This is a genomic window from Wolbachia endosymbiont of Oryzaephilus surinamensis (assembly GCF_025617515.1).
Lineage (GTDB): Bacteria > Pseudomonadota > Alphaproteobacteria > Rickettsiales > Anaplasmataceae > Wolbachia.
The window spans coordinates 272,329-297,727 of the sequence record NZ_CP092526.1 but is presented as its reverse complement, the minus strand read 5'-3'; the positions used below and the strand labels follow the sequence as shown (position 1 = coordinate 297,727).

Here is a 25,399-nt window from a genome sequence, read left to right as displayed (position 1 = left end):
TATAGCATATTTTATCCTGAAAAAATGTTACTGCTACCACTGATCACCTTGGAACCACAAGAAACCATATCACCAACTCTTCCCACTCCAAACCCATTTGCAAACACTGTTTTTGATCCTTCAGTTAATACTCTACCTTCTGTAAAATTATCTCCTTTTCGGCAAACTGGCTTACCATTTACAAAAACATTGTTACTGCCACTAACGCAAAAATGTAGTGTTGCTTCTGCACAATGATCTCCTACTCGCACAACCGATTTATTCATTTAATTAAGGTTTATTTTATCTGCCTTCAATTTTATTCCACTTTTTGTCATTTCTATTCTCGATTCCCCAGCTTTCAGTGTTATTTTGTCTACTACTTCAATCTCTAAATGATGTTTATCTTTATCGTATGACAACTTTGTTCCATCTTGAAATGTTAAGCTACTCACCTCTTTTTTATTCTCTGATGCAGGGTATTTTTCCTGGTATATCCCTCCTAATACCACTCCTAATGATAGTTCACCAAAAGGAGAAAATACCACAACTTGTTCATCGATACCTGGTGAAGACCAATTTCTATCTTTTCCTGCTTTACTTGTTATCCACGGTAAATAATCTGTTAAAAATTCTCCTATTTTCACTCTTACTTTTGCTTTTTCATAATCTACTTCTTTTACAACTCCTATACGAATGATATTCGCTACTTTTCTCTGTAACTCTGCAATGGCAAAATTATTTTCCAACATGCATTTCTCCTACTGCTATTTTATGTGGCTTAATTTTCCCCTCTTCCCATACTGATTTACCTAAATGAAGCTGATGACTCCAATCAACCATCCACACCAAATATGCATCTAATTCGGGTCTAAATCCATCAGGCTCTGCAGAGAGAAATTCAGCAGGAGAAATATTCTTTACGTTCCAAGTATTTTTATTTACTACTCTTGCTACTTCTGCTGCTAATGACCTTACAACTACCGAGGAATCCTCGACTGTTCCATCAACTACAATTCGTGCTTCAAATTTTGCTCTCAACGCTAATTCTTCTGTTCCTGGATCTTTTCCCGATTCTAAACTCACAAGCTCTACAAATAACGCTGGCGCTAATAATTCTTTTCTTATCGATGGATAAATTTCACATGTCTGTATTGCTGGTATTTCTCTCTTCAGCGTAGTGCAGATTGCGTTATGCAAATCTTTAAAATTCATACACTTCCTGTAATATAACTTAATTCACGTTCAAAAAATTTTGTAAATACTTTCTCAACCTCATAATTAACAAGATTTCCTATTATCCTTGAAGCCTCAGGTTCTAGTGGCAACTTAACTTCCTTTATTGGCAATGCTGCTCTTCCTTCACGTTTAAAAATACCGCTATTTCCTTTTGGCATAACTGCTGCAAATCCTCCTATAAACTCATGCTTTCCTACTTTCGATCCTCTTCTTGTTTTTTGTATTTTGCCAATTGTCGATGCTCTAATGTCATAGAGATTTGCTCTAATTAACACTTCTAATCTGCTAGTTTTCGCCTTAAAAATTCTTAGCCTTCTTCTCATTAACGTCAATTTTATCTGCTTTTCCTCACTAATTTCCTTAGCTGCTTGCGCTTTTAACCATAGTGCCGTTTTGTTTAATGCCTTTACCGTTGCTAATTCTACTTTTCTTCTTTTAGCATTTACACTTTCTATTACCTCAACTTCTATATGAATAGACATTTTACACCCCAGACGCTTTTATTTTCCACGTTATTCCAGACTTGTCTCTAAGTGGCGGTGAGTGTACTTTATATCTTCGATCACCTATAACAAAAACATCTCCTACTATTGGCTTTAACACATCAAACGCACTTACTTCTAACGCTAAAGTTTCTTCCACAAATTGTCCTTCACCAATCTCGTATAATTTATCTGGCTGTTGCTTTAATACTTGTACCATGTATGACTTATCCTTTGATTTATACAAAGCCACTTCTCCTAAATGGGCAAAACAATCTTCTAATAATCGCTTAATATTCTCTTGCATATTTCTTTTTGATATACTAACCTTTACATGCTAAGAAAGCGCATACTGGTAGAGTCGTTCTGTGCCTCACCACCTTGTAGTTACTCTACCAGTATGTTATGCTATAGCGACTTTTACTAATACGCCAGGTCTATGGCACATTGGCAATGGATTTGACTGCGTATGTAAATCTGTTCCTCTATCAAATCTTCTTGGCTCTTGTTTTGCATAAAGTGGTTGTCCTAGTGTGTTTACCGTTTCATTAAAATCTGCTGGTGCAAAATATGTTGTAAATGTGCTCGCTGTTCCTAGTGGAAAACAGTGCCCTGTATCTTTCTCAATAAATCTTCTCACGGTTCCTTCAGGGTCAGTTGCTTGCCCTCTATATTCCTCAAATGTTATACCACAAAACGTAAATCCTGACCTCATATCATTTCGAAGCGCTGCTCCTTCTTGCCATCTCTCGTATGCTTCTTTCACTTTAGTATGTGAAGTTAGTGCATCAAAAAACTCAGGGCTTACCAAGGCATGAATTCCGGTCATATATTCACCACTTAGATTATCTTCTATATGCCGGAGTACTTCCATACACTTACGCTTTACATCAGTTGTTGCAGTTCCTAGTGCAAAATTTACTACTTTTGGTGTGATTTCAAATTCGTTGTACAGATTTAATAATTCTGACCCATCAGCATCTAAAATTATTCCTTTTAGCGCTCCCATTCGCAAATGCTCTAATGTTATTGCATGTTTGTTTCTCATTAGCTGCAAATGATCAGTTATTACATCTGCCAGCGCTTTAAGTTCACTCTCTGATCCAAATGCCCTTATTCCTTGTACTTCCTCTGGCAGCACTACATCATCATGTGGAATATGCGGAATCGTAAACGTTCTTACCTTTCTTTTTCCTCTTTTTCCTACTGTTGCTGGTGCTCCTGGAATTTGCGTTGGCAATAGGCTTAAAACTCCGTTGTGTTCTTCTATGGTAATATGTCTAAATCTTACTGACCTACTTGGAAACAAATTTAAATTTTCAATTCGTCCATAATTTATCGGCAATATATTTATCGCATTTGTTAGCGCCGTCATGCTAAATGCTGTATTTGTAAATGGATTTTGCATTCTTTTTCCCCCTTATTAATTTAAGTTACACTCCCTTGCGGACAATGATCCCTCGTGCTTCAAGTTGCTTTATTGCTTCAGCTTTCTGTTCTTCAGTGATATTTGCTGGCCACACAACTGCATGATCTGCTAGTATTGCACCACGAGTAATAATTACTGCTTTGGAATTTTCTGTCGCATTTACATCACTTACTATTGCACCTATTGCTGTTTGTGTGCCATCTGTTCCAACAGGATTAAGTACTCTAATAAAACCATCTTCCGTCTTTTTGGCAACTACTTCACCAAGCTTAAGATTTTGACCTTTAGCTACTGTTATTTGATCTCTTGAATATAGGTTGGACACTTCATATTTCAGAAGATCGCCTAAATTATTTCCTTCACTTATACTTATCATGTCTTTTTCTCTCCTTTTTTTATTTTTTTACCGCCGTGTTTATAAATGCTATACACCGCGGTTATTACCTTATAATTAGCCATTATGGCGCATTTTGGACACTTATTTACCGCAGAGCACTATATATGGCGGTTATAAAATTTAAATGCACCGACTTTTCGCTACCTGTGTCATCAAATCTTCCTGCGAATTCTGTGGTATTGCACTCAGTATCTCTGTCTTCTTCGTTCTCTCTGCAAGTAATTCCATTAAAACCTCCCTTGCTTGCTCAACACTTACGCTTTGCTCAATAAATTCTCCTATTTTCTCTGGCATTCGTGATAAGTTACATAAACGTATTAATTCAACAACTTCAGTACGATACTTAGTTAAATTATCAGTTTCTAGGTCAGTTGTAGTTTGTTTATTCATAGTATTTTCTCCTTTGTTAATAAATTCAAAAAATGTTGTAACTCCATCTGCAAGACCTATTTCTACTGCTTTCTCGCCAAAATATAGACCTGCTTCTGTTGATCGAATCTTTTCAATTGAAAGACCTCTGTTTCTTGCTATTAGCTGCACAAACATTTCATATAGTCGGTCTACTTCTTTTTGTAAGCTTCCCAGACTTTCAGACGTCATTGGCTCATGCGGGTTTAAATCATTCTTTCGACTACCAGCAAAGATTGTGGTGTACTTAATACCTTGCCTTTCATCAAACCTACTTTGATCTATGTGACTTGCTATTACTCCAACACTTCCTACTCCTGAAGTTCTACTCACAAATACCTTTTCAGCGCTAGAGGCTATAGCGTACGCAGCAGAATATGCATCATCATTTGCTATTGCAATAATTCTCTTTTTTGCTCTTGATTCATAAATAAAATCAGCTAGGTCAAAGACACCGTTTACTTCCCCTCCTGGACTGTCTATGTCAAGTAGAATCGTCTCTATGCTTTTATCTTCTAAAGCACTCTCTATCTCTTCATGAATATTTTCATACGAAGTCATATCTAAAATATGATCAAAAGCTTCTGTTTTTTTTGTCAAAACTCCATAAAGACGTATTATTGCTATTCCTTTTGGGTTTATATGAAAATGCTTTAAGTTCTTAAAGATAGGTTGTTTGCTATTATATAATGATAATAGTTCAAAGCTTCTTCTCTCTACCATTACTGGTTTATTTATCCACATCACCTTCCTTCCCTTTTATGATTAATGTCAGAATCGAAACAAAGTCCAAAAGAATCAGCTCGCTTTTGATCTTCGGCAATCTCTTGATCAATTTCTTCAACATCGTAACCCAATTCTGAAACAACTTCTGAGCGACTCTTGAAGCCATTTCTTACTGCCATCTGTTGTGCTTGTTGATCTTTCAGTGGATCCACCCAATCAAATCCCTGTGGTATCCATTTTACTTCTTCTTTCGCTGCTTTTGCCACTTTTTCATCTATACGGAGTTCTCCACAAAGTACTGCTAACTCTAGCCATCTACTCCATACTGGTCTACAAAATTGGAATACCATAATGTTATGTTGCAGCATAGCGCATCGACGACGAAACTCTATTAATCCCGCTCTGATTGATGAATAATTAACGCCTGTTAAATCTCCTGTTAGCTGCTCATATGTTATCCCTGTACCAATCGCTATTGCCCTGAGTTGCTGTCTTATAAACGCTTCATAACTTCCTCCAACATCTGACGGTTCTGAAAATTTTATGTCTTCTCCTGGGTCTAAAAGCTGCATTGTTCCAGGTTCCAATCCAGATAGTGCTACTCCTTGCTCATTACTTTCACCTTCTCCTAAAATATTTGCCTCAGGATCAAGTCTCGTAATAAACCCTGCAAACATCGCTGCTGTCTTTTTTCTCACTAATTCTGCATCATCATATTGATCAAGTTCATAGAGCTTTAGCAGTATACTTGAAAGCCATGGCTCTCCTCTAACTTGCCCAGGTCTTAATGGTTTATAGATATGTAAAACATCGTTTGCTGGCACTCTTACTGACTCTCCAAAGGTATTTTCACCAGGGTGTTCTTTAAATAGGTAATATGCTTCTCTTTGCCCAAGTCTATTGAACTCAATCCCGTTTCTTATTACATTACCATTTCCTAAAGTTTGATTTGTTTTATTGTCTAAATGTTCAGACTCAAGTACTTGCAGTTGTAATGGCACAGAAAATCTATCTTCCAGCTTTCTCGTTCTTAATCTTACAAAACATTCTCCACCCTCTATCATACTTCTGCATACCAGAGCTTGTAATCCATAAAAATCACTTATTCCACAGCTATCTGCTTCATCTGTCCATTTTAGCCATAATTCTTGCACCTTCTTTCGAAATTCTCCATCTCTTGCTTTTGATTGTGGTTTTATTCCTGTTCCAATAGAATTACTCACTATTGTATCAATGATATTTGCTGCATATGGATTTTTTCTCACCATATCACGTGATCTACTACGTAAAGTTTCAAGGTTTTGAGACAGCAAATTGTTTATACTTCCTAACTCTGGTTGAAAGTGAAAAAATCTTCTTCCTGAACCTGCTGCATCCCACGCTGAACTTTTGATTTTTGGCTTGTTGAATAATTGTTTGAAGGTTTTTAGTAGCATTTATAAAATTCCTTTACTCGTTGAAAAAATAATCTTTCTTTTGGCTACGGTTTTCAGTTCAGCTTTAATACGTTGTCTTAAGCTCAGTAGATCCTTTATCTGAACTTCAGCATATCTCACAACACGGTCACCATATGCAATTGATACTACTCGCTCTCCGTTTTGCAGCTTCTTTATCGCTTCTTCGACTTGACTTAAATATTCTTGATTGTACATTTTACTTCTCATTCAACCATTTACTTTGCCTCACTTTTTTAGGCTTTTTACTTTCCATTTTTCCACTCAAACTATTCCATTTACTCTCTGGCCATCTGTCTATTCCCAGTGCTATTGATGCTGCTCTCGCATAAATTCGGCAATCTAGTACTTCATTTCTGTCTCTTACCTTTTGCCACTCCTGTTTGGTGTATCCTTTTACTACCTTGCTGACTAATTGCTCTGCCGTTAGCTGCTTAAAATATTCAGGTGCATACTCAGGAAAATGACAGTATCCTGCTGGCACTTTCTCTTCTTCTTTTAAAACATTAAGTAATTGAAAAAGTTCTGACTTTAATATTGATACTCCTACTGGCCAGAGCTTTATTCCTCTCTTTAGCTTTTGACCACCAACTGTTATATCTACTCTACTTGGGCTGCTAAGTGGTACTAGGGCTTTATTTACACCTTTCACTGCCATTACTCTTCCAGATCCTTGATGACCTCTTACCCAGTTGTATACTTCTTGCGTTGCATATCCAGCATCTACTGCCATCATGCTTATCATATATTCAAGCCCATTTTCACCGACAAAATGATGATTGAGTAACTCTGAAAGCTTTCCCCATACTTCTCTACTCCCAGTATCTCCTTCAAATACTCGATAATCTATTGACCAATTTTCACGGCTTTTTCCCCATGCTACAACTTCTACTTCTAAACGATCTTTTTGGACATCTACTCCTGCTGTGAGAACTACTTCGCCTTTTGGTACTGTGCCAATCTGAAAAAATTCTCTCCTGTTAAATAATTGCTTCCAATCAGGTACTTCTCCTTTATCTACCCAAGTTTCTCCAAGCGTAGTATTTATCCAAACCTTCAGTAATTGTTCACTTTCTTTTGCATGTAGAAAATCTTCTACTGCTTGTTGCCAACTATACCAGCCAACTGGACTATAAAGACTTGAAAGATGAAATCCTTTTTTCTCACCTTTTACTCTATTAGTAGGTCTCCATTCTCCACGCTCAAGCATCTCTGTCTTTTGATGATTTTCTATTTTGCCGCTACATTCAGTGCAGACATAATGTGCTGTTCTTGAGTCGTTATTTTCCCATTTTATTTGTGACCATTTTAGAACTTGATAGTAACTACAACGCGGACAGGGAACAAAAAAATATCTCTTATCTGTTGCTTCAAATTCTTTCTCAATTCTGCTTATTCCATGAATCGTTGGTGTTGATACTAAAAAAATCTTTCGCCGTGCAAATGTATTGGTACGAGCTATGCTGAGTAAAACTGGATCTCCTTCTCCACCTGAGTCTCCTGGATAGGCATCTATTTCATCAAGAAAGAGATATTTTACTGGCATAGATCGGAGGCCTACACTGCTATTTGCTCCAGTTATTACTACTATTCCACCTGGAAATTCCTTACTTTGTACAGTATTGCCTGAGTCTCTTGACCTTGGGTCTTTTACTTTACTTTTTAAACATGGTGTACTCTCTATTAACGGTGCAAATCTTCCCTTCGACCAACGCTTTCCCATTTCAACTGTTGGCTGCACAACTAACATTGGACCTGGTGTTTGATCGATGATATAGCCTATCCAATTGTTACCAGCTTCTGTTCCCCCAATCTGCGCTCCTTTCATGAATACTACTTTTTCTGCTGGTGAGGACGGAGAAAGTGAATCCATGATTTCTTTTAAATAAGGAGTTCTTTCCGTTCTCCATTTACCTGGCTCTGATGCTGCAGTTGCTGCTAAAACTCGATACTCATTCGCCCACTCTGACACCTTAAGTTGCGGATCTGGTTTTAAACCTTCAGAAAAAGATGTGGCGTATATCATATTTCTAGCTCTTCACCATCATTAGATGATATTTCCACATCACTTAAATTAGGACTACTTGTTTTCTCACTTTCGAGTTCAATAAACATTTTCTTTTCAAGCGCTTCTTCTATATACTTCTGAATTAAATTACTCATTATTATTGCAGCTATGAGTGCAACTATTCCCACCATTACCGCAGCTATAATGTTAGGGTAAATTCCTACTATCGCTATTGCGCATATTGTTATAGTGACACAGATGATATTGGTATATTTCTTTATTTTTTTATCTGCTATTTTTCTTTCTTCAAAATATTTATTGCTCAATAAATGAAATGTTGGAAAGTTGTCATTTTTTCCAAATAAAACTATATCCTTTTCCTTGTTTAGTAACTTTACCAGTTTTACGTTATTTGTTGTTATTGCGTACTCAAAAACATCTGTAGCATCTGCTCTTTTCTTTAGCAGTAATTTTACTATATTAAAATGCCTATTTATTGCAGCAAGATATACTGCTGATTCTCCTTGATCGTTTAAAACATCTACTTCAACTCCTTCTTTTAAAATCGCCCCTAGAATCTCCCCATATCCTTTTTTTGCTGCTAAGTGAAGTAAATTGTTCTTCTCTACTCCATACCTATTACTTATTAAAGCTTTTACTACTTCAGATTTGTTCTCTTCTTTCGCATAACAAAATGGTGTCTTGCCATTATCATCTTTAATCAAAGGATCTATATCCTCTCGGGTTAGTAATACTTCTACTGTTTTAAGTCTTTCAGCGTAATGTAGTGGTGTTTTATTTTCATAGTCTTGTAAATTAACTCCAGCATTAGGAACATTTATTAAGCATCTTACAATATCTAAACATAAGTCTCTTTCGTCGTAATTACTGCCACTTATAGCTACGTGCAAAGGAGATAATTTCATTGCATTTCTGCCGCTACCAGCTATATTGACATTCGCACCAAGATTTGAAAGTAATTTTACTACTTCTAGCTTCTTGTTGTTTACTGCATAATGCATTGCTGCATGATTTCTCACGTCAAGAACATCTTTATCCGCATTTCCTTCTCTAATTAAAATTTCTACTATCCCTTCATGTCCAGCTCCTGCCGCTAAATGTAACGGTGTATGTAGTAAAGCATTCTGCTCATTAACATTAACTCCTTTGTTGAGTAAAAACCTTACAGCATTTGCTTCATTCAACATCGCAGCTAAATGAAGTAAGCTATCTTTCTCCAATCCATATTTGTGATTGATTAGTGCTTGTAATATCTCTTCTCTTGCACAAGAGAGCGCACTTTTACCATCATCATCAGTGATCAGTGGATTAATATTTTTCCTATTTAGTAAGAGCGCAACCATACTAAGCTCGTTAATTTCTACTGCATAATGTAGCGGTGTCTTTCCATTTAATCCTCTAACATTTACATCCACTCCTTGCTGATTAATGAGACACTTTATTAATTCTAAACTTAAGTTAGCAGACATTATTTAAAACTTAATATTAGATAATTCTTGTAATGAGTTTGTAATCTCTTCGGTTAGCGCCATATGAATCTTTTCAGTGTCACTCAGTGATGCAAGCAGTGCTGAAACTCTATTTGGAATATTAAGCAAATTATTACGGACAACTCTTGCTACGTTAAATGCCTCACTTTTTACTTCTTCTACTGCTACAAGTTCTCCTATCTCAGCTTTTGCTTTTGCCTCAAGCAATTTGCCACGTTCCATCTCATTTTTTATTCGCGTTTTTAGCAACATTGTGGAGAGGTTACTTGTATTTTCGTTTTCTGGATTTTTCCTCCTCAGTGGCTGACTTGGATCTCGTATTGCTGCCACTGCTTCATTTGCTTGTTCTCTATTTACCAAACCATTCTCCAACTCAATTATTCCTTTTTTTACTAAATAACAGACATATTGCTTTGAAACTCCTATCTCTCTTGCCCATTCCGTTTGTGTGATTTTTTCCACTCTTTTCCTCCTCTCTTTTTGCTCCTTTTTACGAATTTTCTTCTTGAATTTCTGCAAAAGTTTTACCAGTACCAGAAAGAATTGCTTCCCTACCTGTGTACACTTGCCAACGTTTTATGGTTACATCTACAAATTTTGAATCTAGCTCTATTGTCCTACAAATTCTTCCTGTTCTCTCACATGCAATCAGTGTGCTGCCAGAACCGCTAAATGGATCAAGAACTATGTCTCCTGGTCTACTGCTGTTTACTATTGCTCTCTCCATTAGCTCTACTGGCTTCATTGTTGGATGCAGTGAGTTGTGTGTTGGCTTATCATAAAACCACAGATCACTTTGATTTCTACCACCATGCCACTCACGTTTATTGCCGCTTTTCCATCCATAGAGCATTGCTTCATATTGTCTCTGATAATCAGATCTTCCTAGCGTAAAGTGATTCTTTGCCCAAATGATGAATGTCGACCATTTTCCTCCTGCTTCCTCAAATACTTTTTGCAACGTTGAAAACTCTGATGATGATATGCAGATGTAAATTGCACCTTTCGTATATGCTAAAATATGAGTACAAATGTCATACAGAAAAAGTTCGTATTTTTCACCTTGATTGTCGTTTAATATCTTTTTGCCTTGGCTACTACCATAATCAACATTATACGGAGGATCACAAACAGTAATGTCTGCCATTTTATCATCTAACAGCGCTTTATATGATTCAACTACAGAGCTATCACCACAATAGATTCTATGATCACCTAAAATCCATAAATTCCCTGGTTTTGTTACTTCTACTTTTTTATCATCACCAGCTAAGTCAGAAAGATCTTCTTTTTCACCATCAAAATCATCGAGAAAACGTTGAACTTTTTCTAGCTCAAATCCAGTCATTTTAAGGTCAAACTGCAAATCTTCTAACTCTTGAATTTCCACCTTCAAAAGCTCATCATCCCACTTTGCCCAATTAGCTGATTGATTTGCCAGTAACCGAAAAGCTTTAGTTTGTGGTTCATTTAAATTATCACTTAAGACCACTGGAATACTTTCCATACCAAGTTTTCTTGCTGCTTTAAGTCTTAAATGACCATCAACCACAGTTCCATCGCTTTTTGCAACTATTGGTATACGAAAGCCAAATTCCCGAATAGAAGCACACATTCTATTTACTACGTCATCATTCTTACGTGGATTACGCTCATATTCGACTAGATTTTCAACAGGATAGTAGTGGATTGCTAAATTCATATCTTAATAATTAAAAAGTTAATATTCAAAATATCTCTGACGCTAAAGAAGGCCTGGGGTCAGCACCACCAAACCCGCCAGTATGGCCGAAAGGACCCACTTTTTATGGATTTTTCGTCTTGTTAATATCTTTACTAATGTAGAACATTAATGCCAAAGCATCTGCCTCATTATCATCTCTAGGTGAAAAACCTTTTTCACGTACCGCTTCAATAACTTCACTCTTACTTGCATTGCCTTTGCCTGTTATAAAGCGCTTTATAGTCTTTACAGGAACACCTTTGTATGGCACATGATGGTTCTTCACACCAAGCAGTCAAATGCGCCAAGAAACCTCCGTAGCAATGAGCTGCATCAGTTCCTAGATGTCTTCTTACTTCCTCAAAATACACTGCAGAAATGTCCTTCAAAGAATTAAGCCAATTACGAAAGTTTAAGAAGCACATTCCGCCTCCACTGAAACGACTACCATGAAAGCTTTTGCTTCCACTTTCAATTACTCCATCTGTAAGAATTGCCCAGCCCGTTTGTTTGCCGAGATCGAGTGTTAGGATTGACATTTTCTTTGTGTTTGAAGCGTATTGAGGTAAACTAACCTCGTTGAAACAATGCCCTTCTATTATATATATACCGGATTTCTTACTACTTTTTCCGGGATTTTTTGAAAAAAAGTGAAAACAATTTAAAAACTGCTTACCAGCTAAAGAATAAAGTAGATAGTTCTCTATTTTTAGAGTTTGACAGTTGCTTGTCTTTTTTACAAATAACCTATATGCTACTTGAAGTAAGGTAGAGTAGATATGATAATAAATGAAAACGAAATTTTATTATATACAACTCCAGATGGAGACGTAAGAATTGATGTTTTGTATCGAGATGAAAACATTTGGCTTACACAAAAAAGAATGGCGGAGTTGTTTGATGTTAATATTAGAACAATTAGTGAGCATTTACAGAACATATTTGCTAGTCAAGAGTTAGATAAAGATTCAGTTATCCGGATTTTCCGGAATACTGCTGAAGATGGTAAACAGTACCCTACACAATTTTATAATTTGGATAGCTATTGGTTATCGAGTTAATTCTAAAAAGGCTACATCTTTCAGAGTATGGGCTACAAAAATTTTGAGAGATTTCATCATCAAAGGATTTGCATTAGATAGCGAACGATTAAAAAACGGAAGGAAGTTCGGTAAAGACTACTTCAATGAGTTACTTGAAAAAATCAGGGAAATACGAGCATCCGAACGCAGATTTTACCAGAAGATTACAGACATTTATGCTGAATGCTCTGCAGACTATGATCCAAATTCAGAAATAACAAAACAATTTTATGCAAAAGTACAGAATAAATTATATTGGGCGATTTATGGCCTGACTGCAGCAGAGCTATCGAGTTGACCACAAAAAACCAAATATGGGGCTAACTACATGGAAAGATGGTCCTGGCAACAAAATTCATAAGAGTGATTGCAAAAAACTACTTGACTGAAAAAGAGTTGAGTGCATATTGTTTCCTAGATTATGCGGAACTTCAAGCAAGAAAGCATCGGCTAATAAAAATGCAGAATTGGGTTGAAAAGTTGGATGCATTTTTATTGTTCAATGATTATGAAGTGCTTAAAGATGCTGAGTGCTGAAGTTGCAAAAGCCCTAGCTGAAGGAGAATACCAGAGTTGTACAGACATGAATCTGATTTTGATGAATTAATTAAAGCAAGTAAAGAAAGTGAGAAAATAACTACAACAAAAACCAGCTTGTAGTTGAGCTATCTGTGTTTGACATCTTGTCTACCACCTTTTGTTTTAATTTCAAGGGGGGTGAAAAATTGTCCCCACCCTTTAGAAAGCCCTACCTGCCAATAAATAGTGGAAACATAAATCTTTATCTCTATCATACATGATAAAATTGGAGACGTAAATAAATAAATTTTGATCTTTGTCTCCATTTTAAGCGGTACATAAACTTTAGATGCAGAAAAAGCTCAATAGAAAAAAATGATCCATTTCTGCAATTTTAGACACCTATGCTTAAAGAACAAACAAATCGTATCCTCTTTTTCCGGAATACTCCCAAATTGGCTGAAATCTTGAACGGAATACATATTTTAATTTAATTGTTAGGACATTTATATTATAAGTAAAACAGAAATTTAATAACTAAAGGAGAAAACCTACGTTTTAAAGCTAGCTACAATTTTTAAGTAAAGCAAGTAGCCACCTGATTAAAGATCGCTTATAAAACAACTCTAAACTCAACTAAAAGGTATTTTTAGTAGTCTTACCATCACAAAAGAAACTTATGTATAAGTTTAACACGATTTTCATGCCTTGTAAAGAAAATTTTTTAAAAAGAATTTAACCTTTCCTGTCTCAAATCCTTTTTTTAGAGAGCTATCTATAAGGGTTAAAAAATTAAAGAATAAATAAGAATGAAAAATATAAAATATAAATAGGGTATTATCATATACCTTATTTTTATTATTTATAATAATAGGTTTTTTCTCTAAACTAAGAAACACTCAAAATCAGCCAAGGAGCAACCTTTTATGATATTATAGTAGTTTGCTTGACTTGTAACCTTAAATTATGTTAAACTCCTCTACAGTAGCCCACTTCTCAGCTTAATGAGATTTCATTTTATAATCTAAAATGGCTTAAACTGCCAAAAGTCTATGTAATCTCGAATCTAAAGTGCTTAATTCACAAATAATTATTATGAATAGTTTTACTAATACAGCATTTTTATGGCTACTTCTTATAGACGGAAAATCTCTCCCCTGGGTATATTGTAAACACGTTAAGCTCTATTAAAGTTTAATAGAAAAATCGTAATGAAAAAAAATTTAGAGCAATTCATATTTCGGACTACATTTCTAGTCTTTAAAAAAGAGGTCATTTAGTGGAGTATGAAAGCGGAGTTGTGCAAAATTTTTTAAAAAAGTGAACAGTTTTTGTAATTTTGTCGAACTTACTATAGTAAGACCTAGCAAACCTGGTCTTCTGAATTGCAAATATTTGGAGTAAATATGGACAGTTTCAACTTACGCTTGAAAAAAAACTTCTCCACTCTTCCGGAAAAATCTATGAGAAATCCGGTATTACTATAGTAAAAGGTACAGAGACATCTCTCTACCCATTTATGACTGTATTTTAAATTACCAGCCTTTAAGAACATCATCATGAGCTATGTAGCTGAAAAAAAGACATTTTGTCAACAAACATAGCTTATTTTAACAGGAGAAAACAATATGCATGATAAGCAAGCTTTATTTGAAAGAGCAGCAGAAGTAAAAGCAGAACTACTCTCAAGAATAGAATCATCTTTATCCTACTTATTACCAAATGGTACTTTCCACGGGGGTAAGTTCTATGTTGGTAATATTAGAGGAGATAGGGGAAAAAGCTTAGTAGTAGAAATAAGAGGAGAAAAAGCTGGATTATGGGTTGATTTTGCCACGAGCGACGGTGGTGACATCTTTGATCTCTGGCGGGATGTTACTGGCAAGACGAAGTTTCTTGATACCATAGAAGATATAGAAAAATGGCTTGGCCGTTCAACATTTCAACCAAATCAGTTGGAATACTTAAATCAATCAGAAATACATTGGGATTACCACGATGAAAACAACCAAGTAATAGCTAAAATTTATCGTTATTATGATGCTGCAGGAAGAAAACGATATAGCTGTTTTGATGTAAAAAACTCAAGTAGTACTGCACCAAACCCAAGACCTTTATATAATATTCCAGGTATAATTAAATCTGACAAAATTGTTTTCGTTGAAGGTGAAAAATGTGCTGAAAGTTTAATAAATAAAGGCATAACGGCAACAACAACAATGTTTGGGGCAAATGCACCTATTGAGAAAACAGATTGGACTTTACTAAAAGGTAAACATATTATCATTTGGCCAGACAATGATGAAGCAGGCAATAAATATGCCAAAAACGCTGAAAAGAAACTTTTAGAACTTGGTGTTGCATCACTTGTTACGCTTAAGATTCCTCAAGATAAACCAAAGGGCTGGGATGCTGCTGATTGTATTCAAGAAGGAATAGATGTTGAAAAGTTTTTAGCTACAACTGTTCGCATACCATGTAGAAAAAACGTTACCTTCTTTCTTGCAGATCAATACTTAAACGAGAAATCTTCTGGACCAGGTGATATTATTGAGCCAAGAGTTTTAACCCCAGGTGGTCTTTTAGTATTTGGTGGAGCTCCGAAGGTTGGTAAAAGCGATTTTCTCATCTCATGGCTTACATATATGGCTGCAGGAAAATCATTTCTTAGCATGTCACCTACTAAACCTTTACGAATTCTTTATCTTCAAACAGAGGTTGGTTATTTCTACATGTGTGAGCGCATGAAACAACTTAAACTTGATCTGGAGGTTCGTAAATTAGTTTCCTGTAATTTAGCTATTACACCACAAACAAGGCTGCTTTTAAATGAAGACGGCATTAAAGACATTGTCACTGAAGCAGAAAAGATCTTTGATCCAAGTACAGTTGATGTCATTGCCATTGATCCATTGCGTAATATCTTTGATGCTGATGAACATGGTAGTGAGAATGATAATAATGCCATGATTTTCTTTCTCCAGGAGAGAGTTGAAAAACTGCGTTCTCTAATCAATCCAGATGCTGGAGTAATTTTAGTGCATCATACAAAAAAAATGCCAAAGAAGTTATTGGAAGAAGATCCATTTCAAAGCTTTAGTGGCGCAAGTAGTCTGAGGGGATTTTATACTACTGGAATGGTCATGTTTAGGCCAGATGAGAAAAACAGCAATCGTCAATTGATATTTGAGTTACGCAACGGTCATTCTATTTCACCAAAATGCGTTGATAAAGTTAATGACCATTGGTATGAGATTGATCCAGAGTCACATAGGCTAGTGAATAAAGATTATGGTGAAAAACTAGATGCCGAACGTTCTCGTAGATATGACATCATCTTGGACTTAATATGTGCAGAAGGACGTAAGGGTCATGCTTATACAATTAATCAGTTTTGTCAGGCATTTGAAAATAAAGAAGGTCTCGGCAGTACACATTCTATTCGTGATCGTCTCGATGTTCTTGCTACCAAAGGCTACGTTAAATTCAACAAAGAAGGCAAAAACGCTGCAAGAAACAAATACGGAGTACTTTGCGTTGAAGGTATGGAATTTGGGCAAAAAATATTTGATCCAGAGAAGAATAAAAAGGTTACAGTCTATCACAGATTACTACCCACACACTACAAGTCACCACACTATGGCAGCGTAATTCCTGTAGAAAATCCAAATACTTGGGTTTATCACAATTAAATTATTAACACTTTAATCATTTCTTAATTAGAGGGAGAAAATATGCATTCTAAAAATTCCTATACTGGTATTAACCCAAAAGTTGTTAAACACATACGACACTATGCTAAACTTCTGAAGAGAGGAAAAGCTTTTGCTTATAAAGACATTGAAGATGTTGAGCAAGATCTTTTACTTGACTGTTTGCCTGGCCTTAATGAACTTGAAGGGCATTTTATAAAACAGTACGTTAAATGCCGTGCTCTTAATTTAAAAGAAAAAGAACTATGTAAAAAACGTACCATTAATTTTGTTGATGAAACTTTACACGAAGAGAGTGATGAAAGTCTTGAATATAGCTCCGCGGTACGGATTGATGTAAATGAGGCAATTGCAAAGTTACCTCGAGAGTTAAGAAAAATATGTAAACTATTGGCAGAAGATCACAGCATTTGTGAAATTTCCAGAAGGACTGGTATACCAAAATCAACTCTCTACGACACAATTAACAAATTACGCAAAGAGTTTTCCCACCTAAAAACATACCTAAAACGAGATTTCTAACTATAGGGGGAAAATATGAAAATAATAAACAGCAAAGAAAGGACAAAAATGGTCACAGGTGTAAAGATAGTAATCTTTGGTCCTTATGGTATAGGTAAAACTAGTCTCTTAAAGACCATAAATGAACCAACACTTTGTCTTGATTTTGAAGCAGGACTTCTTGCTGTTCAAGATTGGCAAGGAGATTCAATCAGTATTCGCACTTGGAATGAGGCCAGAGATATTGCTTGTCTTATTGGTGGGCCAAACCCTGCACTAAAATCTGATCAAGCATATAGTCAAAAGCACTATGAACATGTATCTGGTAAGTACAAAGATTTTTTTCTCTGAGTTTTCTAAATACCGATGCATCTTTGTAGATAGTATAACCGTTGCTTCACGTTTATGTCTATTATGGGCAAGGATGCAACCTGAAGCTTTTTCTGATAGATCAGGAAAAGAAGATAAAAGAGCTGCTTATGGGTTGCTTGCTCAAGAGATGATGGCTTGGCTCAATCAGTTTCAACATATCAGAGATAAAGACATCATAATAGTTGGCACATTAGGTCAATATCTCGATGACTGCAATCGTCCAACTTGGCTACCTCAATGTGAAGGAGCTAAAACTGCTAGTGAGATTCCAGGGATAGTTGATGAGGTAATCAGCATGGTTGGAATCAAGAAAGATGATGGTACAGAGAAACGTTCATTTGTCTGTCAGACTATTAATACTTGGGGATACCCTGCTAAAGATCGAAGTGGCTGCCTTGATATGGTTGAAGAACCGCATTTAGGTAAATTACTTGCGAAAATTAAAGCCAAAACTTTGCTGTTTAATTAAAAATTGGAGAAATTATTATGGAACAAAGCTTTTTCAATATCGGTCAAAAAATTCCCTTTTTCAGTGTAAAAGAATACTTGGATGATCAATCGCCAATACCAGAAGATATAATCGCACCAAGGATTCTAACTAAAAGAGGTCTATTGGTACTGGGTGGCCCACCTAAGATTGGCAAGAGTGATTTTCTAATTTCATGGCTTGTCCACGTGGCTGCTGGAGTTTCATTTTTGGGTATGACTCCAAGCAAACCTATGAAAATTTTCTATCTGCAAACTGAAATCGAATATGACTACATGAAAGAACGGTTGCAACAACTTCAGCTTGATGAGGAACTTCTGAATATAGCTGCCAATAACTTAATTATCACGCCAAGAGTGCAATTATCTTTTACCAGTGAAGAAATAGATGAAATTAAAAATGTTGTCAAAGAGCGTTTCAAACCTGATATTATCGCCGTCGATCCTCTTCGCAACATCTTCAACTCAAGTGAATATGGTAATGAAAATGACAACAGCGCTATGCTATTCTTTTTGCAAAAAACGCTTGAAAGACTGAGAAATGTTATCAATCCAGATTCGGGCATAATACTCACTCACCACACAAAAAAACTGTCCAAAAAGATGCTGGAAGAAGATCCATTTCAAGGCCTAAGCGGTGCTGGATCTTTACGTGGATTTTATAGCACTGGCATGGTGATGTTTGCTCATGATGAAGAAAGCACTACCCGTCAAATAGTGTTTGAGCTGCGAAATGGTGAACGTGTGGCAAGCAAGCTTGTCGATAAGATAAATGGTCGTTGGAAGGTTGTAGACCAATGGAGTTGATTCTTTTTTTCACTTAATTTATAGGAGGACAATATGTTATCAGATTTTTTAACTGATTTTAATACTGCAAAATTACAAAGTAATTTAATACCAAAAGGTACAATAGTCAAGGTAAAAATGGCAATAAAGCCTGGAGGTTATGAAAATTGGTTCACTAAAAGCTATGCTACCGGCAGCATCTATTTAAACGCTGAATTTATTGTTACTGAAGGTCCATACGCAAAACGCAAGATTTTTCAAGTAATTGGTATTAAAAGTGGCAAAGCAAGCGTTGAAGGAGAAGATACTTGGGGAGAATCTGGACGTTCTATGCTTAGAAGTATTTTAGAGTCAGCACGGAACATTCATTCAAATGACACTTCAGAAAAAGCAGTTATTGCTAGAAAAATCAACTCTATAGCTGATTTTAACGGATTAGAGTTTACTGCAAAAGTCGGTGTTGAAGCTGATCGATATGGAGAAAAAAACAAGATTGCTACGGTTATTACCCCGGAGAATGCTGAGATTGACTGGATCCCATTTTGAGGTACGACGAAGAAAAGCTATGGTCTGCTGTCATTGAGAGGGCTATGAAAGATGCAGTAGGAAAAAACGTAAAGCTGAAAGAAGAAGCGATAAAATGGTTAAATTCTGAATCTTTTGAAACTGTTTGTGAGCTTTGATTTTCAATATGTCAAAAAGCATTGTCTCGGTATTCTCGAAAGAAAAAAGTAGTTCTAGTTTTTTAAGATAAAAGAATGTTTAAGCATAAAAATGCACTTCAAAAAAAATTTTCATTTTTCCCGGAAAAACCTGTGAGAAATCCGGTATATATATAATAAGAGAGGCAAACATGTCAATACTCACACAGTCAGGAAGAGCAGCAATAGCAGCAAGTATAAAAGAACAGCCTATACATCTTGCTTGGGGCAGTGGTGATGCCAATTGGGAAAGTAGTCATCAAGTCGAAAAAGTTTTTGTTGAGGATGAAATAGCCCTAGATCACCATCCCATTAAAGACGTAAAAGTTTTTATCGGACAAACAACTTATCAGCCAAGTGTTGACTATACAGTTGATAGTAGTACTGGTCTAATAAAACGTACGGAAAATAGCTCTATTGTAGAGAATAGTACAGTTACCATAGAGTATACTGAAAGCACACCACCTGAACCTATAAATTCTATAAAGCTCTTGAATGAACTTGGCAGACGTACTGCAGACGAAGTTCTCTTCTGCACAGGTGATGAGAATGGAGAACTTGTAACTCCTTCTGGAAGGTTTAGGCCCTTAAATGTACCAACTAATAACTTGTACCTTAAATTTACTTTCGATTTCACGGACGCAGCAAATCAAGTAATCAAAGAGCTAGGAGTTATGGTTGGCACCAAAGTAAAAGAAGCTTTACCACCAGGGCAAAGATATTTTGAACCTAAAGATATTGAAAATCCTGGGATTTTATTGGTTTTAGAGCACACTGTGCCACTTATCAGAACCGCAGCTACAAGAGAAACTTTTTCCTTTGTTGTAACATTTTGACATATGGCAATAGTCTATTTTTTGAAAGAAAAACACTTAGATCAGAAGAATCAACAAAATCTAAGCTCATTTTTATTGACATGCAAGACGGTATCTCTATCTCAAATTTACTTTCGATTTCACGGACGCAGCAAATCAAGTTATACGGGAATTAGGGGTTATGGTTGGTACTAAAATAAAAGAAGGATTACCTGAAGGACAGAGATATTTCGAGCCAAAAGACGTGGAAAATCCTGGAATTTTGTTAGTTTTAGAACACACCGTACCACTTATCAGAACATCTGCAACTCGGGAAACTTTTTCATTTGTAGTGACTTTTTAACTATGACACTGAGTAGCTATTATAACCGTTTTAATCCTGACAAAGAGTACGAAAAAAGTTTGTTCCTGGCAGGAAGAGGTCTACAGTCAGCAGAATTAAACGAGACTCAGGAGTATGCTCTCTCTAAGCTTAAAGGCATAGGTGATGCAATATTTCGTGATGGTGATGTTATAACAGGCAGTAATTGTATTATAGATAGAGAAACTGGTAAAGTTACACTTGAAGGAGGAAAAATCTATCTTCGTGGAGCAGTTAGAAAAGTAGAAGCAAAAGAGTTTGTTGTTCCACTGAGTACCACAGTGCGTATAGGTGTTTATTACGTAGAATCTACCATTACAGAACTTGAGGACGAAAATCTTCGTGATCCTGCAGTTGGTACAAGAAACTATCAGGAAGTAGGAGCTGCAAGACTTAAAGTTTCTACCATTTGGGGTTATCAATCTGAAGGTGTTTCTTCCCCTTTTTCTGTAAATGGAGAATTTTATCCAATTTATAACATTGAAAATGGAGTATTAATAGAACATTCACCGCCACCACAAGCAAATATAGTAACTACTGCTCTTGCTCGTTATGACAAAGAAGCCAATGGTTCCTATGTCGTAAATGGTCTTGAAGTAATGTTCCTGCAAAAGGAAGAGGGAGAAGGAGGAAAAAAAATATTTGTGATTAATGAGGGCAAAGCTCATGTTGATGGCTATGAGATTGAACTTCCTCACAGTATTCGTGTTTCTTTTGATGAAGATCCGGATATAAAATCAGTTGAATCAGAACCACATACTTTTCAGCCAAATAGCCAAAGAGTAATGGAACTGAAGGTTAATGATTTTCCAATAAGTGAAATTAAAAAAGTAGATATAACTGTTCAAAAAACCATTACTGTTACTCACGGTTCATATTCAGGAGCCATTGATCCGATACCTGATTCTGCAATACTTGAGCTTATTCAAGCTAAACAAGGCAATGTTATTTATGAAAACAGTATAGATTACAAACTAAACGCAGGAAACGTTGATTGGTCATTACCCGGTAAAGAACCAGCTCCTGGAAGTAGTTATCAAATAACTTACCGCTGTCGCACTCATGTAAGTCCTGAAGATATAAGTGAGCAGGGGTGTAAAGTAAAAGGAGCAGTTGATAACAGCTTGGTTTTGATAGATTATACCTGGAAAATGCCCCGCTTTGATTTAATTACTATAGATGCAAAAGGCGCAATAAGAAGAATAAAAGGCATAGCTCACCCTTGGCAACCATCGATGCCTAAAGCACCTAGTGGACAACTTTTGCTCTGCTACATTCACCAAACATGGAAAAACGGAGAAAAAGAAGGGGTAAAAATAGTGAATAATGCTATTCATGCTATACCGATGAATGAGCTTGAAGCAATGAAAAGGGGAATAAATGATCTTTATGCGCTGGTTGCACAGGAACGTCTACGCAGTGATGCAAATTCAAGAGAACCTACCACCAAAAAAGGAGTATTTGTTGACCCATTCTTTGATGATGATATGCGTGATCAAGGAATTTCGCAGTCTGCAGCAATAGTAAATAAGGAACTAATTTTACCAATAGATGTAACGATTGCTGATATTGATGGAGGAGAAAAAACTTATTTGTTGCCATATGAACTTGAACCGGTACTGGAGCAGCTTTTACAGACTAAAGGAGAAAAAATTAATCCGTATCAAGCTTTTGATCCAGTTCCGGCACAAATTACTCTAAATAAAAATATAGACCACTGGACGGAGGTTACCACGAATTGGAAAAGTCCAGTAACTAGAGTATTTAATGTTAAAGAAACAACAGAGCTGCTGTCAAGTACTTCATACGAAGCTGAATTTATGAGAGAAGCAGTACAGAATTTTGAGATCGAAGGTTTTGAGCCAAGTGAGAAGCTTAAAGAGATAAAATTTGACGGAATAAACATTCAACCTATAACTTAAAACTGGAAAACCAAATGTTAACAGCTAACAATCAGGGAAAATTAAAGGGAAAGGTGAAAGTACCAGCAAATATTCCAGCCGGTACTAAATTAGTGCAATTTTACGGGGATAAAGGAAGTTATGGAGAAGCAACTTATACTGGTAAAAAAACAATTACCATAGAGGAAAGAAGAAGAGTTATCGCAGCAAGAAGAGTTGATCCTTTAGCACAAACATTTACTTTAAATGAGAGCAGACACATAGGGGGTCTAGATTTATGGTTCACAAATAGCGGCAAAAAACGTGTTGTTGTGCAGATTAGAGAAACAGCAGTGGGAATGCCCTCGCAGACTGTCATTGCTGAAAGTTATATTGAGCCAAAAGATATAAAGATAGATGGCACAGCAACATGTATAGAATGGCCACCAGTGTTTTGCCATGCAGGAGAGGAGTATGCAATAGTACTGCTTACTGATGATCCTGGTACTGCAGTAAAGATAGCAGAACTTGGCAAATATGATGCAGTAAATAGCCGTTGGGTAACAAGTCAGCCATATCAAGTAGGAGTATTACTTTCATCTAGCAACGCAAGTACTTGGACTCCACATCAGAACTTAGACTTAACGTTTCGGCTTTTGGCTGCAAAATTTAGCGAAGTTTCTCACATTATTGATCTTGGCAAGGTTACTGCAAATAACGTATCAGATTTAATTGTTTTGACGAACGTCGAAAAAGTAGCATTTGATACCAATGTAGAATTTATCTTAACAGATGAAGAGGGAAGAGAAAACTTTTTGTCTGATAATTTGCCGCTTGCACTGCGTGAAAGAATAAATGGGGAATTAACGGTAAAAGCAAGCCTAAAAGGAGGGCGAGAGAAAAGTCCAGTGCTATATCCAGGGTTACAGCTAGTTCTAGGTAATCTTTTAGAGTCTGGAGATTATGTTACAAGAAGTATTACAGCAGGAGCTAACACTAAGATTACCATAACATATGATGCGCTAATACCTGGCACTGCAGATGTTAAAGCATATGTACAAAAAAACGTGGATTGGCAATTAGTAAATTTAACATCAGGAAAACCAATTGGAGAAAATTTGGTAGAGAGAACTCATGTGCTATCAAATTTTAATGGTAATGATACAAGGATAAAATTGGTTTTAAGTGGAACAGTTGTTTATCGCCCTAAAGTCAAAAATCTACGAATCATTATCACTTAGCAGAATGTCAGATGATAAAACAAGTAGAGGATATTCTTTGCCTCATCCAGAAAACATTGCTGTGCAAGATGTTGTTCGTATCCGTACCACAATTAAGAAAATAGATGAAGATATTACCGAAAGAGAAGATGAGCATAATCAACTAAAAAATAATTTTAAACGATTTAGATTTGAAACTTTTTTGAATTTTTGGGAATGAAAGAAGCAATATACCAAAGGATAAAGGATTTAGCAGCAAATAGCACGGCTGATCAACTGGCATATCTTGCAAAATCGCTGGAATTGATAGCAGATAAAAAAGCTATTGCTGACATTGTGCAGATGACTGAGGTAAAAGAGATAATTGATGCACTACAAAAAAGACTTAAGGATTTAGCGGCAAATAGTACACCAGATCAATTAGCATATCTTGCTAAAGCACTTGAATCAATAATCGGCAAAAGTTCAGTTTCTGAAATTGTACAGATGACTGATGGTAAGCTAAAAGAACTTCTTGATAGTGCAAAAAAACACTTAACTGATCTGGATAATAAAAAAGCTAGTTCTTTAGCAGTGATCTCTGAATCAGAGAAGCAGTTATTAAAGAGAATTGATGAAAAAGGAACAACAAATTTATCGCTACTTGATACGAGAAAGAATGCCAATATTGCAGCAATAAACAGTGTTGGCAATGATCATAAAGATGGTCTTAAAGGTTTAGTGAATAACTTCCGTACTGTTAATGATGTACCAAGTGGCTCATCAATCATGAAAGAAGTAAGAAATCGTCATATGATTGAACCTGGAGCATTACCTTTTTTATTTGGTGTACTAAGTAGAAAAAATAATTACTTTGGCCACGGAACTTTTACAACTGAGCTTGGTCAGTGGAGTAGTGATGTAACAAAAACAGACTATATGCTACAACTACTAGCAGGTACTCACACATATGAAAGCTATGTTAGTTTTTATCGGCCAAGACAACTCAGTTTTTTAGAGGGAAGCAAAGGTACATTTATCTATGGAGAATCATACCCAAGATTTATGTATGATGGATTTTCTGAGCAATTCAATATGCTGAAATACCCTTATGCTGCACTGGGAGTAATATTCGTAAAAAACACAAGCAATGTAGATATAAGTAAAACTCTAAACTTTGTTGGATCTGCAATGTGGTATAAAGATGAAGTTAATTATGGAGGAGCAGGATTATTTATAGGTACACCTGATAAAACTAATACAAGGAAGTCAGAGATTTCGAGAATTACTTGGACACGTATTTACCAGCATGAAATTAACAGTCCTGAATTTATTGCATCAGGTAACATACTCATTCCAGAAGGAAAAACTGTTGCAGTGTTACTTTATACGTCATCTAATCTTCACTCAGAAGGTGAAAGAGTTGGTGAGACACCTGAGTTCTTTGCAAGTGAGCACACGTATAGCACAATCTATGGTCAATTTATTCAGTGGGGAATATATAATTTTCGCAGCAATTTTCTAACCACGGGACTTGAGGTGGACGTAGAGAGAACGCTAAGAGCTTGGCAATGCCCAGGATTAGATGCCACTCATAAAATTTGGAATTGATACTAGAAAACGGAGAA

The 25,399-nt window shown here is 36.1% G+C and carries 25 protein-coding genes and 3 pseudogenes; 13 read left to right on the top strand and 15 right to left on the bottom strand.

The annotated features are described in order from the left end of the window. Positions 1-11: 11 nt before the first annotated feature. From MJ631_RS01325 to MJ631_RS07980, 15 genes and pseudogenes are all read right to left on the bottom strand, one after another. Entirely contained in the window at positions 12-266 is a 255-nt protein-coding gene (locus MJ631_RS01325; protein WP_019236415.1) for a PAAR domain-containing protein, read from the bottom strand. Then, the gene (locus tag MJ631_RS01320; protein WP_262986524.1) at positions 267-731 is read right to left on the bottom strand and encodes a phage baseplate assembly protein V; all 465 of its coding nucleotides are present in this window, start codon (positions 729-731) and stop codon (positions 267-269) included. Next, positions 718-1,194 carry a hypothetical protein gene (locus tag MJ631_RS01315; RefSeq protein ID WP_262986523.1) on the bottom strand — a complete coding sequence of 159 codons (477 nt, stop codon included), beginning with the start codon at positions 1,192-1,194 and terminating at the stop codon, positions 718-720. The genes MJ631_RS01320 and MJ631_RS01315 overlap by 14 nt, the downstream gene beginning before the upstream one ends. Further along, a complete protein-coding gene (locus MJ631_RS01310; RefSeq protein ID WP_262986522.1) occupies positions 1,191-1,700 on the bottom strand; it encodes a phage tail protein in 510 nt (169 codons plus the stop codon). Before MJ631_RS01310 ends, MJ631_RS01315 begins: the two co-directional genes overlap by 4 nt. A 1-nt stretch (position 1,701) precedes the next feature. Next, entirely contained in the window at positions 1,702-2,007 is a 306-nt protein-coding gene (locus tag MJ631_RS01305) for a head-tail joining protein (RefSeq protein WP_262986521.1), read from the bottom strand. Positions 2,008-2,103: 96 nt separating this feature from the next. Beyond that, entirely contained in the window at positions 2,104-3,108 is a 1,005-nt protein-coding gene (locus MJ631_RS01300) for a major capsid protein (protein WP_262986520.1), read from the bottom strand. 25 nt (positions 3,109-3,133) lie between these two features. Then, the gene (locus MJ631_RS01295) at positions 3,134-3,505 is read right to left on the bottom strand and encodes a head decoration protein (protein WP_262986519.1); all 372 of its coding nucleotides are present in this window, start codon (positions 3,503-3,505) and stop codon (positions 3,134-3,136) included. A gap of 141 nt (positions 3,506-3,646) precedes the next feature. Further along, positions 3,647-4,678, bottom strand: coding sequence for a S49 family peptidase (locus MJ631_RS01290; RefSeq protein WP_262986518.1), 1,032 nt, complete (start codon positions 4,676-4,678; stop codon positions 3,647-3,649). After that, positions 4,678-6,096, bottom strand: coding sequence for a phage portal protein (locus MJ631_RS01285; RefSeq protein ID WP_262986517.1), 1,419 nt, complete (start codon positions 6,094-6,096; stop codon positions 4,678-4,680). Before MJ631_RS01285 ends, MJ631_RS01290 begins: the two co-directional genes overlap by 1 nt. After that, complete coding sequence (gene gpW / locus MJ631_RS01280; protein ID WP_263858713.1) at positions 6,097-6,312, bottom strand: gpW family protein; 216 nt, start codon at positions 6,310-6,312, stop codon at positions 6,097-6,099. A 1-nt stretch (position 6,313) separates the two neighbouring features. Then, positions 6,314-8,140, bottom strand: a complete 1,827-nt coding sequence (locus MJ631_RS01275; protein ID WP_262986515.1) for a phage terminase large subunit family protein — start codon at positions 8,138-8,140, stop codon at positions 6,314-6,316. Further along, the gene (locus tag MJ631_RS01270) at positions 8,137-9,612 is read right to left on the bottom strand and encodes an ankyrin repeat domain-containing protein (RefSeq protein ID WP_262986514.1); all 1,476 of its coding nucleotides are present in this window, start codon (positions 9,610-9,612) and stop codon (positions 8,137-8,139) included. Before MJ631_RS01270 ends, MJ631_RS01275 begins: the two co-directional genes overlap by 4 nt. A gap of 3 nt (positions 9,613-9,615) precedes the next feature. After that, positions 9,616-10,095, bottom strand: coding sequence for a hypothetical protein (locus MJ631_RS01265; protein ID WP_262986513.1), 480 nt, complete (start codon positions 10,093-10,095; stop codon positions 9,616-9,618). Positions 10,096-10,123: 28 nt separating this feature from the next. Further along, positions 10,124-11,335, bottom strand: coding sequence for a DNA modification methylase (locus MJ631_RS01260; protein WP_262986512.1), 1,212 nt, complete (start codon positions 11,333-11,335; stop codon positions 10,124-10,126). 103 nt (positions 11,336-11,438) lie between these two features. After that, positions 11,439-11,895: pseudogene (locus tag MJ631_RS07980) on the bottom strand (crossover junction endodeoxyribonuclease RuvC). A 463-nt stretch (positions 11,896-12,358) separates the two neighbouring features. Here MJ631_RS07980 and MJ631_RS08210 point away from each other — a divergent pair. From MJ631_RS08210 to MJ631_RS01185, 13 genes and pseudogenes are all read left to right on the top strand, one after another. Continuing rightward, positions 12,359-12,736 (top strand): virulence RhuM family protein, encoded by a 378-nt coding sequence (locus MJ631_RS08210; protein WP_262986510.1) that lies wholly within the window; start codon positions 12,359-12,361, stop codon positions 12,734-12,736. A 38-nt stretch (positions 12,737-12,774) separates the two neighbouring features. Further along, on the top strand, positions 12,775-12,975 hold the full coding sequence (locus MJ631_RS08205) for a virulence RhuM family protein (RefSeq protein WP_262986509.1): 201 nt from the start codon (positions 12,775-12,777) through the stop codon (positions 12,973-12,975). Positions 12,976-14,585: 1,610 nt separating this feature from the next. Beyond that, entirely contained in the window at positions 14,586-16,649 is a 2,064-nt protein-coding gene (locus MJ631_RS01240) for an AAA family ATPase (protein ID WP_262986508.1), read from the top strand. A gap of 42 nt (positions 16,650-16,691) precedes the next feature. After that, positions 16,692-17,192: a sigma-70 RNA polymerase sigma factor region 4 domain-containing protein gene (locus tag MJ631_RS01235; RefSeq protein ID WP_262986507.1), complete on the top strand. Its 501-nt coding sequence runs from the start codon at positions 16,692-16,694 to the stop codon at positions 17,190-17,192. A 15-nt stretch (positions 17,193-17,207) separates the two neighbouring features. Continuing rightward, positions 17,208-18,012 (top strand): annotated as a pseudogene (locus MJ631_RS01225) (ATP-binding protein). Between the two features lie 17 nt (positions 18,013-18,029). Then, a complete protein-coding gene (locus MJ631_RS01220) occupies positions 18,030-18,836 on the top strand; it encodes a helicase RepA family protein (protein WP_262986504.1) in 807 nt (268 codons plus the stop codon). 33 nt (positions 18,837-18,869) lie between these two features. Further along, positions 18,870-19,361: a hypothetical protein gene (locus MJ631_RS01215; protein WP_262986503.1), complete on the top strand. Its 492-nt coding sequence runs from the start codon at positions 18,870-18,872 to the stop codon at positions 19,359-19,361. A 307-nt stretch (positions 19,362-19,668) separates the two neighbouring features. Beyond that, a complete protein-coding gene (locus tag MJ631_RS01210; RefSeq protein WP_262986502.1) occupies positions 19,669-20,352 on the top strand; it encodes a hypothetical protein in 684 nt (227 codons plus the stop codon). 97 nt (positions 20,353-20,449) lie between these two features. Further along, positions 20,450-20,674, top strand: a pseudogene (locus MJ631_RS01205) (hypothetical protein); the annotation flags it as partial. A gap of 2 nt (positions 20,675-20,676) precedes the next feature. After that, a complete protein-coding gene (locus tag MJ631_RS01200) occupies positions 20,677-22,614 on the top strand; it encodes a DUF4815 domain-containing protein (RefSeq protein WP_262986501.1) in 1,938 nt (645 codons plus the stop codon). Positions 22,615-22,628: 14 nt separating this feature from the next. Continuing rightward, positions 22,629-23,813, top strand: a complete 1,185-nt coding sequence (locus MJ631_RS01195) for a hypothetical protein (protein ID WP_262986500.1) — start codon at positions 22,629-22,631, stop codon at positions 23,811-23,813. 4 nt (positions 23,814-23,817) lie between these two features. Next, positions 23,818-24,012: a hypothetical protein gene (locus tag MJ631_RS01190; RefSeq protein WP_262986499.1), complete on the top strand. Its 195-nt coding sequence runs from the start codon at positions 23,818-23,820 to the stop codon at positions 24,010-24,012. Further along, on the top strand, positions 24,009-25,382 hold the full coding sequence (locus tag MJ631_RS01185; protein WP_262986498.1) for a hypothetical protein: 1,374 nt from the start codon (positions 24,009-24,011) through the stop codon (positions 25,380-25,382). The genes MJ631_RS01190 and MJ631_RS01185 overlap by 4 nt, the downstream gene beginning before the upstream one ends. Positions 25,383-25,399: the final 17 nt, after the last annotated feature.

Excerpts from the sequence above, each read along its gene's own strand:
- MJ631_RS01325 (WP_019236415.1), bottom strand. The coding sequence starts at position 266 with ATGAATAAATCGGTTGTGCGAGTAGGAGATCATTGTGCAGAAGCAACA.
- MJ631_RS01320 (WP_262986524.1), bottom strand. The coding sequence starts at position 731 with ATGTTGGAAAATAATTTTGCCATTGCAGAGTTACAGAGAAAAGTAGCG.
- MJ631_RS01315 (WP_262986523.1), bottom strand. The coding sequence starts at position 1,194 with ATGAATTTTAAAGATTTGCATAACGCAATCTGCACTACGCTGAAGAGA.
- MJ631_RS01310 (WP_262986522.1), bottom strand. The coding sequence starts at position 1,700 with ATGTCTATTCATATAGAAGTTGAGGTAATAGAAAGTGTAAATGCTAAA.
- MJ631_RS01305 (WP_262986521.1), bottom strand. The coding sequence starts at position 2,007 with ATGCAAGAGAATATTAAGCGATTATTAGAAGATTGTTTTGCCCATTTA.
- MJ631_RS01300 (WP_262986520.1), bottom strand. The coding sequence starts at position 3,108 with ATGCAAAATCCATTTACAAATACAGCATTTAGCATGACGGCGCTAACA.
- MJ631_RS01295 (WP_262986519.1), bottom strand. The coding sequence starts at position 3,505 with ATGATAAGTATAAGTGAAGGAAATAATTTAGGCGATCTTCTGAAATAT.
- MJ631_RS01290 (WP_262986518.1), bottom strand. The coding sequence starts at position 4,678 with ATGTGGATAAATAAACCAGTAATGGTAGAGAGAAGAAGCTTTGAACTA.
- MJ631_RS01285 (WP_262986517.1), bottom strand. The coding sequence starts at position 6,096 with ATGCTACTAAAAACCTTCAAACAATTATTCAACAAGCCAAAAATCAAA.
- gpW (WP_263858713.1), bottom strand. The coding sequence starts at position 6,312 with ATGTACAATCAAGAATATTTAAGTCAAGTCGAAGAAGCGATAAAGAAG.
- MJ631_RS01275 (WP_262986515.1), bottom strand. The coding sequence starts at position 8,140 with ATGATATACGCCACATCTTTTTCTGAAGGTTTAAAACCAGATCCGCAA.
- MJ631_RS01270 (WP_262986514.1), bottom strand. The coding sequence starts at position 9,612 with ATGTCTGCTAACTTAAGTTTAGAATTAATAAAGTGTCTCATTAATCAG.
- MJ631_RS01260 (WP_262986512.1), bottom strand. The coding sequence starts at position 11,335 with ATGAATTTAGCAATCCACTACTATCCTGTTGAAAATCTAGTCGAATAT.
- MJ631_RS08210 (WP_262986510.1), top strand. The coding sequence starts at position 12,359 with ATGGTAAACAGTACCCTACACAATTTTATAATTTGGATAGCTATTGGT.
- MJ631_RS08205 (WP_262986509.1), top strand. The coding sequence starts at position 12,775 with ATGGTCCTGGCAACAAAATTCATAAGAGTGATTGCAAAAAACTACTTG.
- MJ631_RS01240 (WP_262986508.1), top strand. The coding sequence starts at position 14,586 with ATGCATGATAAGCAAGCTTTATTTGAAAGAGCAGCAGAAGTAAAAGCA.
- MJ631_RS01235 (WP_262986507.1), top strand. The coding sequence starts at position 16,692 with ATGCATTCTAAAAATTCCTATACTGGTATTAACCCAAAAGTTGTTAAA.
- MJ631_RS01220 (WP_262986504.1), top strand. The coding sequence starts at position 18,030 with ATGGAACAAAGCTTTTTCAATATCGGTCAAAAAATTCCCTTTTTCAGT.
- MJ631_RS01215 (WP_262986503.1), top strand. The coding sequence starts at position 18,870 with ATGTTATCAGATTTTTTAACTGATTTTAATACTGCAAAATTACAAAGT.
- MJ631_RS01210 (WP_262986502.1), top strand. The coding sequence starts at position 19,669 with ATGTCAATACTCACACAGTCAGGAAGAGCAGCAATAGCAGCAAGTATA.
- MJ631_RS01200 (WP_262986501.1), top strand. The coding sequence starts at position 20,677 with ATGACACTGAGTAGCTATTATAACCGTTTTAATCCTGACAAAGAGTAC.
- MJ631_RS01195 (WP_262986500.1), top strand. The coding sequence starts at position 22,629 with ATGTTAACAGCTAACAATCAGGGAAAATTAAAGGGAAAGGTGAAAGTA.
- MJ631_RS01190 (WP_262986499.1), top strand. The coding sequence starts at position 23,818 with ATGTCAGATGATAAAACAAGTAGAGGATATTCTTTGCCTCATCCAGAA.
- MJ631_RS01185 (WP_262986498.1), top strand. The coding sequence starts at position 24,009 with ATGAAAGAAGCAATATACCAAAGGATAAAGGATTTAGCAGCAAATAGC.